The organism is Sphingopyxis chilensis, from assembly GCF_035930445.1.
GTDB lineage: Bacteria > Pseudomonadota > Alphaproteobacteria > Sphingomonadales > Sphingomonadaceae > Sphingopyxis > Sphingopyxis chilensis.
The window spans coordinates 2,116,221-2,132,778 of the sequence record NZ_CP142394.1; the positions used below are offsets into that span (position 1 = coordinate 2,116,221).

Annotated in this window: 13 protein-coding genes; 12 read left to right on the plus strand and 1 reads right to left on the minus strand. The window is 68.5% G+C overall.

The window, feature by feature from the left end; all coding sequences use genetic code 11:
* Position 1: 1 nt before the first annotated feature.
* The 10 genes from prsK to lexA all read left to right on the plus strand — a co-directional run bounded on the left by prsK (position 2) and on the right by lexA (position 11,385).
* The gene (gene prsK / locus VSX79_RS09700; protein WP_179495928.1) at positions 2–2,125 is read left to right on the plus strand and encodes an XrtA/PEP-CTERM system histidine kinase PrsK; all 2,124 of its coding nucleotides are present in this window, start codon (positions 2–4) and stop codon (positions 2,123–2,125) included.
* On the plus strand, positions 2,122–3,501 hold the full coding sequence (gene prsR / locus VSX79_RS09705) for a PEP-CTERM-box response regulator transcription factor (RefSeq protein ID WP_326913242.1): 1,380 nt from the start codon (positions 2,122–2,124) through the stop codon (positions 3,499–3,501). The genes prsK and prsR overlap by 4 nt, the downstream gene beginning before the upstream one ends.
* On the plus strand, positions 3,502–5,349 hold the full coding sequence (locus VSX79_RS09710) for a tetratricopeptide repeat protein (RefSeq protein ID WP_326913243.1): 1,848 nt from the start codon (positions 3,502–3,504) through the stop codon (positions 5,347–5,349).
* A gap of 87 nt (positions 5,350–5,436) precedes the next feature.
* Complete coding sequence (locus VSX79_RS09715; RefSeq protein WP_326913244.1) at positions 5,437–6,501, plus strand: alpha/beta fold hydrolase; 1,065 nt, start codon at positions 5,437–5,439, stop codon at positions 6,499–6,501.
* A 97-nt stretch (positions 6,502–6,598) separates the two neighbouring features.
* Positions 6,599–7,189, plus strand: a complete 591-nt coding sequence (locus tag VSX79_RS09720) for an anthranilate synthase component II (RefSeq protein ID WP_179495920.1) — start codon at positions 6,599–6,601, stop codon at positions 7,187–7,189.
* Positions 7,186–8,184: an anthranilate phosphoribosyltransferase gene (gene trpD / locus VSX79_RS09725; protein WP_179495918.1), complete on the plus strand. Its 999-nt coding sequence runs from the start codon at positions 7,186–7,188 to the stop codon at positions 8,182–8,184. The genes VSX79_RS09720 and trpD overlap by 4 nt, the downstream gene beginning before the upstream one ends.
* Complete coding sequence (trpC, locus tag VSX79_RS09730) at positions 8,181–8,975, plus strand: indole-3-glycerol phosphate synthase TrpC (RefSeq protein WP_179495916.1); 795 nt, start codon at positions 8,181–8,183, stop codon at positions 8,973–8,975. Before trpD ends, trpC begins: the two co-directional genes overlap by 4 nt.
* Positions 8,972–9,442 carry a cyclic pyranopterin monophosphate synthase MoaC gene (moaC, locus tag VSX79_RS09735; RefSeq protein ID WP_179495914.1) on the plus strand — a complete coding sequence of 157 codons (471 nt, stop codon included), beginning with the start codon at positions 8,972–8,974 and terminating at the stop codon, positions 9,440–9,442. The genes trpC and moaC overlap by 4 nt, the downstream gene beginning before the upstream one ends.
* The gene (locus tag VSX79_RS09740; RefSeq protein ID WP_326913245.1) at positions 9,439–10,629 is read left to right on the plus strand and encodes a molybdopterin molybdotransferase MoeA; all 1,191 of its coding nucleotides are present in this window, start codon (positions 9,439–9,441) and stop codon (positions 10,627–10,629) included. Before moaC ends, VSX79_RS09740 begins: the two co-directional genes overlap by 4 nt.
* A 75-nt stretch (positions 10,630–10,704) precedes the next feature.
* A complete protein-coding gene (gene lexA, locus VSX79_RS09745) occupies positions 10,705–11,385 on the plus strand; it encodes a transcriptional repressor LexA (protein WP_179495910.1) in 681 nt (226 codons plus the stop codon).
* Here the strand turns inward: lexA and VSX79_RS09750 are convergent.
* A complete protein-coding gene (locus VSX79_RS09750) occupies positions 11,339–13,498 on the minus strand; it encodes a ComEC/Rec2 family competence protein (RefSeq protein ID WP_179495908.1) in 2,160 nt (719 codons plus the stop codon). The two genes, lexA and VSX79_RS09750, sit on opposite strands and share 47 nt — an antisense overlap.
* Positions 13,499–13,557: 59 nt before the next feature.
* On the opposite strand from VSX79_RS09750, the gene gltX reads away from it, so the two are divergent.
* Positions 13,558–15,024, plus strand: coding sequence for a glutamate--tRNA ligase (gene gltX, locus VSX79_RS09755; RefSeq protein ID WP_326913246.1), 1,467 nt, complete (start codon positions 13,558–13,560; stop codon positions 15,022–15,024).
* 38 nt (positions 15,025–15,062) lie between these two features.
* Positions 15,063–16,346, plus strand: a complete 1,284-nt coding sequence (locus tag VSX79_RS09760; RefSeq protein ID WP_179495904.1) for a citrate synthase — start codon at positions 15,063–15,065, stop codon at positions 16,344–16,346.
* Positions 16,347–16,558: the final 212 nt, after the last annotated feature.

Sequence of the window (16,558 nt, forward strand, 5' to 3'; positions counted from 1 at the left end):
CGTGAACGCGCTCGCGGCCCTGTCGCAGATCCTGTCCGGCGCGGCGCTGGCGGGCTTTTCGGGCGTCACGCTGTGGCTGCTGATGCGGCCGCGCGCGCGCATGGCGGCGCTGATGCCCGCACCCCGCTGGCAGGTGCTGGCAGCAGCGGCGACCGCGCTGTGGTGCGCGGCGCTGGCGATCTTTTCGCCCGGATCGTCGGAGGCGCTGGCCGTCCAGATGATCCGCGACGGCGCGATGCTGGGCTGGCTTGCGGCGACATTCTGGTCATCGCGCGCGCCGATGCCGCGCCCGCTCCGCCTGATCCTGCGTATGCTCGCGACGATTTGCCTGCTCGCCTTCCTGCTCGGCGCGGCGGCGCACCTGCGCGCAGGAACCGCCGCCGCGCCGTGGATGAAACCGACGCTGACCTTCACCGCGATGATCGTGGCGATCGGCGGACTCCTGATCCTCGACGGCGGCGTCCGCCGCGCGAGCGGCGGGCTGCGGATGCCGGTGATGGCGGTCGCGGGCGGTTTCGCCATGCTCTGGGCCTATGAACTCAACGTCCAGCTGATCGGCGCCCTGACCGGAGAGAAAGCCTCGACGCTGATCGCGCTGTTGCCTGCGGTCGCCCTGCTGACCGTGCCGATCCACGTCGTTGCCGCGATGGACATCGGCCGCGAGCGGATGCGGCTGTCGCGCACGGCGGCGACGCGGTCGCTGATCCTGCTGGGCGCTGCCACCTATCTCATCCTGATCGCGCTGACCGGCGCGATCGCGCGCGCGGTCGGCAGCGATTATGCCGAGCTGGCGCAGGCAATTTCACTCGTCGTCGCGCTCGGCGCCGGCGGGCTCATGCTCGCCTCTTCGCGCGCACGGGCATGGCTGTCGGTGATGATCTCCAAGCATTTCTTCGAGCATCGCTACGACTATCGCGCCGAATGGATGCGGTTCACCGCGACGCTGGCGCAAGGGGACGGCGACGATGATCGCAACCTATACCGGCGCGTCGCGAAGGCGCTCGCGCAATTGACGGGCAGCCCGGGCGCCTTGCTGATGCTGCCCGCCGCCTCGGGCGGTTTCCGCGTCGCCGAGCAATGGCATTGGCCCGGCGGCGTGAGCGAAGACGCCAGCCTGTCGCTGCGTTCGGCCTTCATGCTTCAGGAAACGCAGCATATCGTCGACCTCGACGCCGAGCGCCGGGGCGCGCCGGGCGACAAGGCGGAGGGCGAGGATCTCGCGATCCCCGAGTGGCTGATCGCCGACACGCGCGCCTGGGTCGTGGTGCCGGTCCTCCATTTCCAGCGCATGATCGCGATCGCCGTCCTGCACCGTCCGCCGGCGTCGCGGGCGCTCGACTGGGAGGATCTCGACGTGCTGCGCATCGCGGGACAGCAGGCGGCGAGCTATCTGGCCGAATCGCAGAGCCAGCGCGCGCTGTCCGAGGCGCGGCGGTTCGATGAATTCAACCGCCGCTTTGCCTTCATCATGCACGACATCAAGAATCTGGCGAGCCAGCTGTCGCTGCTCGCGCGCAATGCCGAGCGCCATGCCGACAAGCCCGAATTCCGCGCCGACATGACGCAGACGCTGAAGATTTCGGCCGGGCGGCTCAGCGACCTGCTCGTTCGCCTGTCGCCGCGCGAACGCGGGCCCGCGGCCGAGCCCGGCCGCACGCTGGTCGAGCCGGTACTGAACGAGGTCGCGGCCGAAATGCGCCCGCGCCGCGCGCTGTTCGTCGGCTGCCAGGCCGGATTGTCGGCGTGGGCGGAGGCAGGCGCGATCCGCCAGATCGTCCAGCATCTGGTGTCCAACGCGATCGACGCGTCGGCGCCCGAGACGCCGGTTCAGGTCGTTGCGGTCGCCGAACAGGGGCGCGTTCGTATCGACGTGATCGACCAGGGCTGCGGCATGACGCACGCGTTCATCCGCGACGAGCTGTTCAAGCCGTTCGTGTCGACGAAGGATTCGGGTTTCGGGCTCGGCGCGTTCGAGGCGCTGCAGATCGCGCAGGCGATGGGCGGCGCGATCGAAGTGGCGAGCGAACCGGGCAAGGGCAGCAATTTCACGCTGTGGCTGCCGCTCGCCGATGCGCACGGCGAGGCCGCGGACAATGCACGGATCATGAAAGCGGGAATGAAATGAACGAGGGCGGGACCGGTTTGCGCACATTGCTGGTGGTCGAGGATGACGCCGGGCTGCAGGCGCAGCTCAAATGGGCCTATGAGGATTATCGGGTGCTGGTCGCGGGCGATCACGACGCCGCGATCGAGATGCTGCGCGCCGACGAGCCCGATGTGGTGACGCTCGACCTTGGCCTGCCGCCCGATCCCGACGGCACGCGCGAGGGATTCCGGACGCTGAAAACGATCCTCGAGGTCAAGCCCGACACCAAGGTGATCGTCGTATCGGGGCATGGCGAGCGGGCGAGCGCGCTGAGCGCGATCGCGAACGGCGCGTGGGATTTCTATCAGAAGCCGATCGACATCGACGAACTGGGACTGATCGTCGCGCGCGCCTTCCATGTGCGCGAGCTGGAGGTCGAGAATGCGCGGCTCGCCGAACGCGGCGCGGGCGACAATCATGTGCTCGGCGGGATGATCACCGGCGCGCCCGAGATGCTGAAGGTCGCGCGCACGATCGAGCGCGTCGCGAACCTCGACGTGTCGGTCATGCTGCTCGGCGCGAGCGGCACCGGCAAGGAATTGCTCGCGCGCGGATTGCACGAGGCCAGCGCGCGGCGTGACGGCGCGTTCGTCGCGATCAACTGCGCCGCGATCCCCGAAAATCTGCTCGAAAGCGAATTGTTCGGGCACGAAAAGGGCGCGTTCACCGGCGCGGTCAAGACGACCGAGGGCAAGATCGAGCTCGCGCATGGCGGCACGTTGTTCCTCGACGAAGTCGGCGACATTCCGCTTCCGCTGCAGGTCAAGCTGTTGCGATTCCTGCAGGAACGGACGATCGAGCGCATCGGCGGACGCAAGGCGATTCCCGTCGATACGCGAATCGTCTGCGCGACGCACCGCGACCTCGACGCGATGATCGCGCAGCAGAGCTTTCGCGACGATCTTTATTACCGGCTCGCCGAAATGGTGGTGAAGATCCCGCCGCTCGCCGAGCGGCCCGGCGACGCGGTTCTGCTCGCGCGGCATTTCCTCCACCAATATGCGCCCGAGATGAATCCCGGCGTGCGGGGCTTCGCCCCCGACGCGCTGCAGGCGATCGACGAGGGACGCTGGCCCGGTAATGTCCGCGAGCTTGAAAACCGCATCAAGCGCGCCGTAATCATGGCCGACGGCAAGCTGGTGATGCGCGAGGATCTCGATATGGCGGGGGGCGACGATCGCGACGGTGAAGAGGCGTGGCTCAACCTGCGCAGCGCGCGCGAGGCCGCCGACCGCGTCGCGATCCGCCGCGCGATGACGCAAAGCGAGGGCAATATCTCGCTCGCGGCGAAATTGCTCGGGATCAGCCGGCCGACGCTCTACGACCTGCTCAAACAATATCGGATGCAGGGCTGAATGGACTTTCGCCGCGTCTGGACCGGTGCGCCGTTCGTGGCGGCGCTGCTGCTCGCGGGGTGCGGCGATGGCGGACCGGCCACGCCGCGCCAGGCCGGTGAACAGCACCGCGCGGCACTGCAGGCGGCGATTGCCGACGATCCGGACGACATAGCGCGGCGCGTCGCGCTGGCGCGGGTGGCGATCCGGCTCGGCGACGGGGTCGGAGCCGAAGCGGCGGTCAAGGGCGCGCTCGGTGCCGGCGCCAACGATGCGGCGCTGCGGCCCCTGCTCGCCCGCGCCTACGCGATGCAGGGCGAAGGCGCACGCGCGCTCGATACGCTGGAAGGCGGGCCGGTCATTCCCGAAATGATGGGCGAAGCGGCGTGGGTCGCGGGCGATGTCCATCTTGCGAACGGCGACCTCGCCGCAGCGCGCGAGGCCTATGACCGGGCCGTGCACGAATTGCCGCGCAGCTCGGCCTTGTGGGTCGATGTCGCGCGCTTTCGCGAGGCCAACGCCGACACGCTCGGCGCCCGCGACGCGGTCGATTATGCGATCGAACTCGACAAGGCGAACAGCGCGGCGCTGGCGTTCAAGGCGAATCTCGTGCGCGGCGAAGAGGGACTCGAAGCGTCGCTTGGCTGGTATGCGGAAGCGCTCGTCGCCAACCCCGACAATGCGGACGCGCTCATCGACCAGGCCGCGACGCTCGGCGACCTCGGCCGGTATCGCGACATGCTGGCGGCGCTGCGCCATGCGGCAGCGATCGTGCCGCGCGATCCGCGCCTCTATTATCTGCAGGCGGTGCTCGCGGCGCGCGTGGGCAAATATGCGCTGGCCCGCAGCCTGCTCCAGCGCACGCGCGGCGAACTCGACGAACAGCCGTCCTTCATGCTGCTGAGCGCTATCGTCGAGCTCGAACTGGGCGGCGAGGCGGTCGCGGCAAACTGGGCGGACCGCTTGCTCGCCGAGCAGCCGCATAATTTCACCGCGCGGCGCATCCTTGCCGCCGCCGAATGGGCCGATGGCGATGCCGACGCCGCGCGCGAGGCGCTGCTGCCGCTCACCCGCCGTCCCGACGCCGACAGCTGGTCGCTGATCCTGGCATCGCGCGCGGCGGCGGAGCTGGGGCGCGATATGGAATCGGCGGATTATCTGGGGCGCGCCGCGGCGCTCAGTCCCGGCGAAGCCATTCCCTTCGCTATCGACGATGATTACGGGCTGGTCGCGATGGCGGCCGATGCCGCCCCGCTCGACCCGGCCAAGGCGATCCCGGCGATCGCGGTCGACCTGGCGAGCGGTAATAGCGCGCGGGCGATCGGGCGCGCGATGCAGCTGCGCGACGCGAACCGCGGCGTCGCCGACGCGCATATCCTGCTCGGCGACGCGGCGCTGGCGGGCGGGCGGTTCGACCTGGCGGTCGAGGCCTATCGCGCCGCGCGCGCCATCGATGCCGGCGAGCGCACCACGCTACGCCTCGCCAACGCGCTGTATCGCGCGGGCGATGTCGCGGGATCGGGCGCCGCGATCCTGGCGCTGCGCGACGGGCAGCCGTCGAGCATCGCCGCCGACCGGTTGGCGGGGCACCTCGCGATGGACCTTCGGCATTGGGACCGGGCGATCGGTCATTTCGACCGCGTGCGCCGGCGGATCGGCGACCGCGACGCGGTGATCCTGCGCGAACTGGCGCGCGCCTGGGCGGCGAAGGGCGACGATGCGCGCGCGTTGCTGCTGATCGACCGTGCCTATCGGTTGCAGCCGCTCAACGCCGGGATCATGGAATTTTACGCGGGATTGCTGGAAAAGCGCGGGAAAGCGCAGGCCGCGGCGGACCTTCGCGACAAGGCGGCGCAGATCGGGCGCTAGCGAAGAGGCAAAAGCGGTTCGCGGCCGTTTTCGCGGCGCGATGCGGGAGGCTTATCACGGCCGGGCAAACCGGCTAGCGTCGCTTTCATGCGCAAGATTCTCGCCTCGCTCGCCCTTCTCCTGACCAGCGCCGCCGCCGCGCACGCACAGACGATCGACGGCGCGGTCGAGGGTGACGCGGTCCTCAAGGATTTCGCCTTCGCGACCGGCGAAAAGCTGCCCGAGCTCAAGATCCATTACACCACGCTCGGCACGCCGCGGCGCGACGCCGCGGGCGATGTGACCAACGCGGTGATGATCCTCCACGGAACCGGCGGGACCGGAAAGCAATTCTTCCAGCCGCAGTTCGCCAACGAACTCTTCGGTCCCGGCCAGCCGCTCGATACGGGCAAATATTACATCATCCTGCCCGACAATATCGGCCATGGCGGCTCGTCGAAGCCGAGCGACGGCCTGCGGATGAAATTCCCGCGTTACGATTATAACGACATGGTCGGCGCGCAGCACCGGATGCTGACCGAAAAGCTCGGCGTGAAGAAGCTCAAGCTCATTCTCGGGACGTCGATGGGCTGCATGCACGCCTTCGTCTGGGGCGAGACGCGCCCCGGTTTCGCCGAAAAACTCGCGCCCTTCGCCTGCCTGCCCGTCGAGATCGCGGGTCAGAACCGCATGTGGCGCACGCTCGCGATCGACGCGATCAAGGCCGACCCGCAGTGGAACGGCGGCGATTATACCGCCCCGCCCGTCGCGGGCCTGCGCACCGCTGCCTCGCTCCTCCTGATCGCGGGCGCCAACCCCTATGCGTTGCAGGCGCAATATCCGACGCGCGAAGCCGCCGAAAAATACAAGGACGAGGCCTTCGCGCGCGCCTATGGCCGCGGCGACGCCAATGACATGATCTATCAGCTCGACAGCTCGCGGACCTACAATCCCTGGCCCGACCTCGAAAAGATCGAGGTGCCCGTCCTGTGGATCAATTCGGCCGACGATTTCATCAACCCGCCCGCCTATGGCATCACCGAAAAGGCGGCGGCGCGCATGAACAGGGCGCGCTTCATCCTGATCCCCGCGAGCCCCGAAACCAAGGGACACAGCACCCACACATGGGCGAAGTTCTGGAAGGACGATGTCGCACGGCTGATGGCGGAGTAGGCCCGCTATGCCACCGTCCGGATGACGAAGTTGGGTTTGCGCCCGCACAAGCTTCTATCCCTTCCCCAACCCCTGCAAAAGCGTTAGTGCGCCCTCCATGATCCTCGTCGTCGACAATTATGACAGCTTCACCTTCAACCTCGTTCATTATCTGATCGAGCTCGGGGTCGAGGTGCGCGTCGAGCGCAACGACGCGCTCACGGCCGCCCAGGCTCTTGCCACCGGCGCCGACGCGATCCTGATTTCGCCCGGCCCCTGCACCCCGAACGAAGCCGGGATCAGCCTCGACCTCGTCGCCGCCTGCGCCGAAACCCGGCGTCCGTTGCTCGGCGTCTGCCTCGGCCACCAGGCGATCGGCCAGCATTTCGGCGGCACCGTCCAGCGCGGCCATTTGATGCACGGCAAGACCTCGCCCGTCTGCCACGACGGCAGCGGGCTCTACGCGGGCCTGCCCTCGCCCTTTCAGGCGACGCGCTACCACAGCCTCGAGGTCGTCGACATTCCCGAGCGCCTGTTGATCAACGCGACGAGCGACGACGGCGCGGTGATGGGCTTCCGCCACGCCGAACTGCCGATCCACGGCGTCCAGTTCCACCCCGAAAGCATCGCGACCGAGCATGGCCACGCGATGCTCGCCAATTTTCTGAAGATCGCGGGGCTGCCGGTCGGCGAGCGCAAGGCGGCATGAGCCGCTTCGGCCCCTTCCCCGACCCCTCGGTGCTGCTCGATCATGACGAGGCGGCCGACGCCTTCGCGACGATGCTCGACGGCGGCGCGAGCGACGAACAGGTCACCGAATTCCTGATCGCGCTGTCCGACCGCGGCGAAACGATGGTCGAAATCGCCGCCGCGGCGCAGGCGATGCGCGACCGGCTGATTCCCATCGACGCCCCGACGGGCGCGATCGACGTCTGCGGCACCGGCGGCGACGGCCACCATACGCTCAACGTTTCGACCGCGGTATCGATCGTCGTCGCGGCGTGCGAGGTTCCGGTCGCAAAGCATGGAAATCGCGCGGCTTCTTCGAAATCAGGAGCGGCCGACACACTCGAGGCACTGGGCCTCGACATGGAGCGCGCCGACCGCATGGCGGAGGAACAGCTCGCCGACCTCGGCATCTGCTTCCTGTTCGCCGGCACCCGCCACCCGGCGATGAAGCGCATCATGCCGATCCGCAGGGCCATCGGGCGGCGGACGATTTTCAACCTGATGGGCCCGCTCGCCAATCCCGCGCGCGTCACGCGGCAGCTCGTGGGCATCGCGCGCCCCGCCTATGTTCCCGTCTATGCCGAGGCGCTCCACCGGCTCGGCACCGATCATTCGCGCGTGATCTCGGGCGACGAGGGCCTCGACGAACTCTCGCTCGCGGGCGGCAACGAGGTCGCGGTCGTGACGCCCGAAGGCGTGCGGATGCAGCGCAGCACCGCCGCCGATGCGGGCCTGACCACGCGCTCGCTCGATGAAATCCGCGGCGGCGACGCCGAATATAATGCCAGGGCGCTTCGCCGCCTGCTCGAGGGCGAACCCGGCGCCTATCGCGACGCGGTGCTCTATAACGCCGCCGAGGCGCTCGTCGTCGCCGGCGCCGCCGACACTTTGCTCGAGGGCGTCGAGGAAGCCGCCGAGGCGATCGACAAGGGTCTCGCCAATGCGCTGCTCAATTGCTGGATCGCCTATAAATGAACAAGCTTACCCAGATACTTGCTGCCAAAGCCGCAGAAGTCGCCGAGCGCCGCGCTCTGCGCTCCTTCTCCGACCTCGACGCGATCGACGCCGGCCCCGTGCGCGGCTTCGCGAAAGCACTGCACGCCAGGATCGACGCCGGCGGCTTCGGCCTGATTGCCGAAATCAAGAAAGCTTCGCCCTCCAAAGGATTGATCAGGCAGGATTTCGATCCCGCCGACCACGCCCGCGCCTACGCGGCAGGCGGCGCCGCCTGCCTGTCGGTCCTGACCGACGCGCCCTGGTTTCAGGGGCATGAGGATTACCTCATCGCCGCGCGCGCCGCCTGCGCGCTTCCGGTGCTCCGCAAGGATTTCATGGTCGACCCCTGGCAGGTCGCCGAGGCGCGCGCGATCGGCGCCGACGCAATTCTGATCATCGTCGCCGCGCTCGACGACGGCATGATGCAGGAGATCGAGGCGGCAGCGATCGAACGCGGCATGGACGTGCTCGTCGAGGTGCATGACGAAGCCGAACTCGACCGCGCGCTGAGCCAGCTCGAATCGCGCCTGATCGGCGTCAACAACCGCGACCTGCGGACCTTCGAAACCGATCTCGCGGTCACCGAACGCCTCGCCACGCGCGTCCCGCCGGGCACCCTGCTCGTCGGCGAAAGCGGCATCGCGAGCCACGCCGATTGCGAAAGGCTCGCCAAAAGCGGCGTAAAAGCCTTCCTCGTCGGCGAAAGCCTGATGCGCCAGGATGACGTCACGGCGGCAACGAGGGCGCTGCTGGAGGGCGCCGCGGCATGACGCGACCGACGCACCTCGACGAAAGCGGGGCAGCGTCGATGGTCGATGTCGGCGCCAAGCCCGCGACGCAGCGCCGCGCCGTCGCCGGCGGGCGCATCACCATGTCTCAGGAGGCGCTCGAAGCGATCCGCAGCGGCAATGCCCCCAAGGGCGACGTCCTTTCGACCGCGCGCATCGCCGGCATCATGGCCGCAAAGCGCACCGCCGACCTTATACCGCTCTGCCACCCGCTCGCGCTGACCAAGGTCGGCGTCGATTTCGCGTGGGAAGACAATGGTATCGCCGTCACAGCTGTCGTCCAAACGGCGGGCCAGACCGGCGTCGAGATGGAGGCGCTCACCGCCGCCTCGGTCGCACTCCTCACCCTGTACGACATGGCGAAGGCGCTCGACCGCGCGATGATCCTCGGCGACATCCGCCTCCTCGAAAAGAGCGGCGGTCGCTCGGGCGACTGGCGCGCCGGATGAGCGGGCTGCTCGCCGTCGAGGAGGCGCAGGCGCGGCTCTTCGCGCTTCGCGAACCGCTCGGAAATCAAAATATCGATTTTTCCGAAGCGCTTGGCCGCCACCTTTCGGACGACGTTGTCGCTTTGCGCGACCAGCCCGCCGCGCCGCTCTCCGCGATGGACGGCTATGCGATCCGCTTCGGCGACATGCCGGGGCCCTGGATCATTGTCGGCGAAAGCGCCGCAGGCGGCGCGCCCGACCGCAGCGTGGCTCCCGGTGAGGCGATGCGCATCTTCACCGGCGCGATGCTTCCCCCCGGCGCCGACACCGTCATCGTGCAGGAGGATGTCGTGCGCGATGGCGGCGCGCTGACGCTGGCGCGCGACGGCCCCGGCGCGCGCGGGCGCCATGTCCGCTCGCGTGCGGCCGATTTCGCCGCGGGCGATCGCCTGCTTGCCGCGGGCACGCGTCTGACGCCCGGCGCGATCGCCGCCGCGGCGATGAGCGGCGCGGGCGCGCTCGGCGTCGGCCGCCGCCCGCGCGTCGCGATCGTGACGACCGGCGACGAACTTGTCCGGCCCGGACACCCGCTCGCGCCCGGTCAGATCCCCGACAGCAACGGCGCCATGCTGGCCGCGATGCTCGCGGGCGACGCCGAAGGCGCCGTCCTCGCGCACCATGTCCCCGACGATCGCGCGACCCTTGCCCGAATTCTCAAGGAGTTGGCGCGCCGTCACGACGTCATCGTGACCGTCGGCGGCGCGTCGGTCGGCGATCACGATCATGTCCGCGGCGCGCTGGACGAGGCTGGCGGGCGGCTCGCTTTCTGGAAGATCGCGATGAAGCCCGGCAAGCCGCTGATCGCCGGAACGCTGGGCGAGGCGGTGCTGCTCGGCCTTCCCGGCAATCCCTCGTCGGCGTTCGTCACGGCGACGCTGTTCCTGCTGCCGCTCGTCCGCCATCTTTCCGGGGCAAGCGATCCCTTGCCGCCCGCGCATCAGGCGCCCCTCGCCGCGCCGCTCGGCGAAGGCGGCACGCGCCGCGATTATCTGCGCGCGCGCCTCGAAAACGGCCGGCTCATACCCATGACCGGCCAGGAAAGCGGTCGCACCCTCCCCCTCGCCTCGGCCAATGCGCTGCTGATCCGCGACATCGGCGCGCCCGCCCGCGATGCCGGGGCGATGGCGGACTATATCGTCATCGCTTGACAAGTTCCGGTTTGTTCCACTATCGTTCCTGCTATGTCCGGCCCGTTCGCAACGGGTCATCATGGAGAACGACCGATGTTGACCGCGAAGCAGCATGAACTGCTCCACTTCATCCAGGAACGCCTCGACTCGAGCGGCATTTCGCCCTCGTTCGAAGAGATGAAGGAGGCGCTCGGCCTCAAGTCGAAATCGGGCATACACCGGCTGATAAGCGCCTTGGAAGAAAGGGGTTTCCTCCGCCGCCTTCCCAATCGCGCGCGCGCGCTCGAAGTGCTGAAAGTGCCCGAAGCGGCGAAATCCGCGGCGCCGCTGCGCGAAAATGTCGTGCCGCTGCGCAAAAACCCGCCGGCGATGCGGCCGATCGCGGCGAACGACATCGTCGAGGTGCCGCTCCACGGCAAGATCGCCGCCGGTGTGCCGATCGAAGCGTTCGAGGATCACAACAATCTCGCTGTCCCCGCCGCGCTCCTCGGGTCGGGCGAACATTATGCACTCGAGGTATCGGGCGACTCGATGGTCGAAGCGGGCATTTTCGACGGCGACTATGCGCTGATCCAGAAGGCGAGCACCGCGCGCGAGGGCGATATCGTCGTCGCGCTCGTCGACGGGCAGGACGCAACGCTCAAATATTTCCGCCGCGAAGGCCAGATGATCCGGCTCGACCCCGCCAACAGCGCCTATGAGCCGCAGCGCTACCCCGCCGAACGCGTCATCGTGCAAGGGCGCCTGTCGGGATTGCTTCGTCGTTACCACTAAGCTGCTGCGGCAGCCGCCACGGATGCTCGTCGCCCGCGCGCAGCGCGGCGACGGCGCGGGGCCTATTGCCCAGATAAAGCGCCAGCCCGCCGGTTTCGGCAAGGCTGTCGCGGTCGATCGTCATCCAGCGTGCCGTGCATTCGCGCGGCAGCCAGCGGTCGCTGATCACGACATCGGCGGCGGCGCAGGCCGCGGCCATATCCGCGCCGTCGATCCGGTCGCGCCCGTGTGACGCCAGGATGACGCGCCGCGCCCTGCCCTCGCCTTGCGTCCAGCGGCAGAAATCGCGATTGCACTCGACATGGTCCAGCTCGGCGAGCGACAATAGGGGCGCGTCGACGCCGCCCGCCTCGGCGACCGTATCGCGAACATAGTCTCCCGCGCGGTCGCGCAGCAGCGCATAGCCGCCATCGGGCAGCGCCGCCGCGATATGGCGCCCGTCACCGGTGATCAGAAGGTCGGGGCGCGGCGCGGCGAGCAGTGCCGCCGCCCCGATCGCCAGCGGCACCGCCCCGGCGGTGCGCCAGCGCGTCTGCCACAGCAAAATCCAGAGCCCGCCGAAGACCGCGAGGGCAAAGCCCCATGGCGGAAAGCTCGGCAGCGTCGCGACCGCGCCGGGCGCGTCGGCCACGCCATGCGCCAACGCGATCAGGGCTTTCAGCGCCTGTTCGGCGACCCACCAGAAGGGCGCGCCCAGCCCGACGCTGTCGAAGAGGAGCGCGAGCGCCTCCGCCGGCATGATGACAAAGGTCGTGAGCGGGATTGCGACGACATTGGCAAGCGCGCCATAAAGCCCCGCCTTGTGGAAATGGAACAGCGCGATCGGCGCCAGCGCGACCTCGACGACCAGCCCGGTGATCAGCAGCCCGGCCACCCCGCGACCCAGCCGGAACGCCCGCGGCTCCTCGCGGCGCGCGAGGAAACGCTGCATCGGCCGGCTTTCATGGAGTGCGACGATCGCGGTCACCGCGGCAAAGCTCAGCGGGAAGCTTGGCCCGGCCAACGCTTCGGGCCGCCAGACCAGCACGATCAACGCGCCCGCGGCGACCAGCCGCAGCGTCAGCGCCTCGCGCCCCATCAGAAAGGCGACGAGGACGAGGAGCGCGGCGATGAACGAGCGCAAGGTCGGCACCTCGGCGCCGGCGAGCCAGGTATAGCCGCCGCCTGCGATCGCCCCCGCGGCCGCCGCGAGCGGCAGCACATAGCCCGCGAGCGCCAGCCGCCGGCTGAGCGCAAACAGCCGCATCGCCAGCAGCATCGCAAAGCCGACCACGGCGGTCACGTGCAGCCCGCTGATCGACAGCAGGTGCGCCAGCCCGCTGCGGCGCATCGCTTCCTCGTCGGCTTCGCCGATCGCGCCGCGATCGCCCGTCACCAGCGCCGCCGCGATGCCGCCCGCCGACCCCTCGACTTCGCCATGGATATGCGCGCTCAGCCGCGCGCGCAGCGGCGGCGAGGCCGCGCCCGTCCCCGGCACGCGGGACACGTCGCCCAATATCGTCCCGACCGCGCCGATGCCGTCGAACCACGCGCGCTGCGCGAAATCATAGCCGCCGGGCAGGCTCGCGGTCGGCGGCGGCATCAGCCGCGCGCGCACGCCGATCGTTTCGCCCTCGGCAAGCCCCGCCGCCTGCTCGGCGCGCAGCGTCAGGCGCACGCGCGGCGGCAGGTCGCTTCGCCGCTGCGGCAGCGCGAGGATGCGGACCTGTCCCTTGGCCGGAAGCAGCTCGACGCGCTCGACGACGGCGGGAAATGCGGTCGTCACCGGCGCCGCGAGCACGGGCGCCGCGACCGACAGCGCGCGGATCCAGATCAGCAGGACGCCCGCCGCCGCGGCGCCGCATCCGACGACGAGCGTGCGGCCGAGCCGGCTCTGCCAACCGATCAGCAGCCCGAACAGCAGGCCCGCCGCCAGCGCGAGCAACAGTCCGGTCCAATGCGCCTCGGCAGGCAAGGCAAGCCAGGCAGCGATCCCCGCGCCCAACGCAACGGGAAGCCAGAGCCCGATCCGTTCGCGCTCGGCTTCGAGACGCGCTTCCAGCGCTTCGCCCGCCCGTCGCGCGGCCGCCGCCCAGCGCGTCGAAATGGGCGTTTGAAGCGGACTTGTCGCCATGCTAGGGGCACCCCCGATCCCCGTCCAACAGGGCGGCAAAGTGAGTGAAAGAGGCCGTAGTGGCAACCGAAAACCAACCCAAAGCGGTCGAAGCGACCCCCGAAGCGACGGGCGCCGACGTCGTGACCCGCTTCGCGCCCTCGCCGACCGGCTATCTGCACATCGGCGGCGCGCGCACCGCGCTGTTCAACTGGCTCTTCGCGCGCCATCACGGCGGCAAGTTCCTGCTCCGCATCGAGGATACCGACCGCGCACGCTCGACCGACGCCGCGATCGACGCGATTCTCGACGGGATGCAGTGGCTCGATCTCGATTGGGACGGCGAGACCGTGTACCAGTTCGCCCGCGCACCGCGCCATGCCGAGGTTGCGCACGAACTGCTCGCCAACGGCGCAGCCTATCGCTGCTATCTGACGCAGGACGAGCTCGCCGCGATGCGCGCCGAGGCGCAGGAAAAGCGCCAGCCTTTCCGTGTCCGCAGCCCCTGGCGCGATCGCGACGACGGTGACCCGTCGGTGCCCCACGTCCTCCGCCTCCGCGCCCCGCAGGACGGCGCGGTGACGATCGCCGACCGGGTGCAGGGCGAGGTCACCGTCCAGAACGCCGAGCTCGACGATTTCATCCTGCTCAGAAGCGACGGCACGCCGACCTATATGCTCAGCGTCGTCGTCGACGATAACGACATGGGCGTGACCCACGTCATTCGCGGCGACGACCATCTCAACAACGCCTTCCGCCAATTGGCGCTGCTTCGCGCGATGCGCTGGCGCGAGCCCGTCTACGCCCATGTTCCGCTGATCCACGGCGCCGACGGCGCGAAGCTGTCGAAGCGGCACGGCGCGCTCGGCGTCGATGCCTATCGCGACGACATGGGCTATCTGCCCGAAGCGGTGAACAATTATCTCCTCCGCCTCGGCTGGGGGCACGGCGACGACGAGATCATCAGCCGCGCGCAGGCAACCGAGTGGTTCGACCTCGATCATGTCGGCCGCTCGCCATCGCGCTTCGACTTCAAGAAGCTCGAGAATCTCAACGGCCACTACATCCGCGAGGCCGACGATGCCCGCCTTGCGGGCCTCGTCGCGCCGCGCGTCGAAAAGCTCGTCGGGCGCGCGCTGGGCGACGCCGATCGCGATTTGCTGACGCGCGCGATGGCCGCGCTGAAGCCGCGCGCCAAGACGCTCGACGAGATCGCCGAGGGCGCGACTTTCCTTTTCCAGCCGGACCCGTTGGCGATGGACGAAAAGGCGGCCGAGGTGCTAAAGGCCTCGCCCGGAGGCCTGCTGGCCGCCGTCACAAAGCGGCTGCGCGGGCTGGACGACTGGACGACAGAAGAGCTGGATGCCGCCGTGCGTGCAGAGGCCGAAGCCGCCGAACTGGGGCTCGGCAAGCTGGCACAACCCTTGCGCGCGGCGCTAACCGGCCGAACCGTTTCCCCGGGAATTTTCGACGTGCTGCTGTTGCTCGGACGCGAAGTCAGTCTGGCGCGACTTGACGCAGCGCAACATTATCCGGCAGGGGCATAGCCACTCACTCTCCCCGCCGTCAGAACAGGGAACATAATATGACCGACACCGCGAAAATCACGCTCGGCGACAAGACCGTCGACAGCCCTGTCCTGTCGGGCACCGTCGGCCCCGATGTGGTCGATATCCGCAAATTCTATGCCCAGACGGGCGCCTTCACCTACGACCCCGGCTTCACCTCGACCGCGAGCTGCGAATCGGAGATCACCTATATCGATGGCGACGAAGGCGTCCTCCTCCACCGTGGTTATGCGATCGGCGACCTCGCCGAAAATTCGAGCTTCATGGAGGTGTGCTACCTCCTCCTCAACGGCGAGCTGCCGAACGCCGACGAACTCGCGAAATTCGACAACACCATCACCCGCCACACGATGCTGCACGAGCAGCTCGCGACCTTCTATCGCGGTTTCCGCCGCGACGCGCACCCGATGGCCGTCATGTGCGGCGTCGTCGGCGCGCTTTCGGCCTTCTATCACGATTCGACCGAGATCCACGATCCGTACCAGCGCATGGTCGCCAGCCACCGGCTGATCGCGAAGATGCCGACGATCGCCGCGATGGCGTATAAATATTCGGTCGGCCAGCCCTTCGTCTATCCCGACAACAAGCTCAGCTACACGGGCAATTTCCTGCGCATGACCTTCGGCGTTCCGGCCGAGGAATATGAGGTTGTTCCCGCCGTCGAGCGCGCGCTCGACCGCATCTTCATCCTCCACGCCGATCACGAGCAGAACGCATCGACCTCGACCGTCCGCCTCGCCGGTTCGTCGGGCGCCAATCCCTTCGCCTGCATCGCGGCGGGCATCGCCTGCCTGTGGGGCCCCGCGCACGGCGGCGCGAACGAAGCCGCGCTCAACATGCTGCGCGAAATCGGCCGTCCCGAACGCATTCCCGAATATATCGCGCGCGCGAAGGACAAGGACGATCCGTTCCGCCTGATGGGCTTCGGCCACCGCGTCTACAAGAATTACGACCCGCGCGCGACCGTGATGCAAAAGACGGTGCGCGAGGTGTTCGACGCGCTGAAGGTCAACGATCCGGTGTTCGAGGTTGCGCTGCAGCTCGAGGAAATGGCGCTGAGCGATCCCTATTTCATCGAAAAGAAGCTGTTCCCGAACGTCGATTTCTATTCGGGCGTGATCCTGTCGGCGATCGGTTTCCCGACGACGATGTTCACCGCGCTCTTCGCGCTCGCCCGCACCGTCGGCTGGGTCGCGCAGTGGAACGAAATGATCTCCGACCCCGCGCAAAAGATCGGCCGCCCGCGCCAGCTCTACACCGGCCCGGCGCACCGTCCGTTCGTCCCCGTCGACAAGCGCTGAGCGGGGCTTTCACGGGAAAGACAAAAGGGGCCGCGCTGCGGCCCCTTTTTATTGGCGCAAGGCGGCTTTCGAGCGGAGGTTGCCGATAGAGATGTGTGCCCCGGCGAAAGCCGGGGTCCAGAAAGATGACGCTATCCTGGCATATTCCCGCAATGGGCCCCGGCTTTCGCCGGGGTGCACGACCGACCGATAACCACCCCGAAACCGCCCGC

Excerpts from the sequence above, each read along its gene's own strand:
- prsR (WP_326913242.1), top strand. The coding sequence starts at position 2,122 with ATGAACGAGGGCGGGACCGGTTTGCGCACATTGCTGGTGGTCGAGGAT.
- VSX79_RS09710 (WP_326913243.1), top strand. The coding sequence starts at position 3,502 with ATGGACTTTCGCCGCGTCTGGACCGGTGCGCCGTTCGTGGCGGCGCTG.
- VSX79_RS09715 (WP_326913244.1), top strand. The coding sequence starts at position 5,437 with ATGCGCAAGATTCTCGCCTCGCTCGCCCTTCTCCTGACCAGCGCCGCC.
- VSX79_RS09720 (WP_179495920.1), top strand. The coding sequence starts at position 6,599 with ATGATCCTCGTCGTCGACAATTATGACAGCTTCACCTTCAACCTCGTT.
- trpD (WP_179495918.1), top strand. The coding sequence starts at position 7,186 with ATGAGCCGCTTCGGCCCCTTCCCCGACCCCTCGGTGCTGCTCGATCAT.
- trpC (WP_179495916.1), top strand. The coding sequence starts at position 8,181 with ATGAACAAGCTTACCCAGATACTTGCTGCCAAAGCCGCAGAAGTCGCC.
- moaC (WP_179495914.1), top strand. The coding sequence starts at position 8,972 with ATGACGCGACCGACGCACCTCGACGAAAGCGGGGCAGCGTCGATGGTC.
- VSX79_RS09740 (WP_326913245.1), top strand. The coding sequence starts at position 9,439 with ATGAGCGGGCTGCTCGCCGTCGAGGAGGCGCAGGCGCGGCTCTTCGCG.
- lexA (WP_179495910.1), top strand. The coding sequence starts at position 10,705 with ATGTTGACCGCGAAGCAGCATGAACTGCTCCACTTCATCCAGGAACGC.
- VSX79_RS09750 (WP_179495908.1), bottom strand. The coding sequence starts at position 13,498 with ATGGCGACAAGTCCGCTTCAAACGCCCATTTCGACGCGCTGGGCGGCG.
- VSX79_RS09760 (WP_179495904.1), top strand. The coding sequence starts at position 15,063 with ATGACCGACACCGCGAAAATCACGCTCGGCGACAAGACCGTCGACAGC.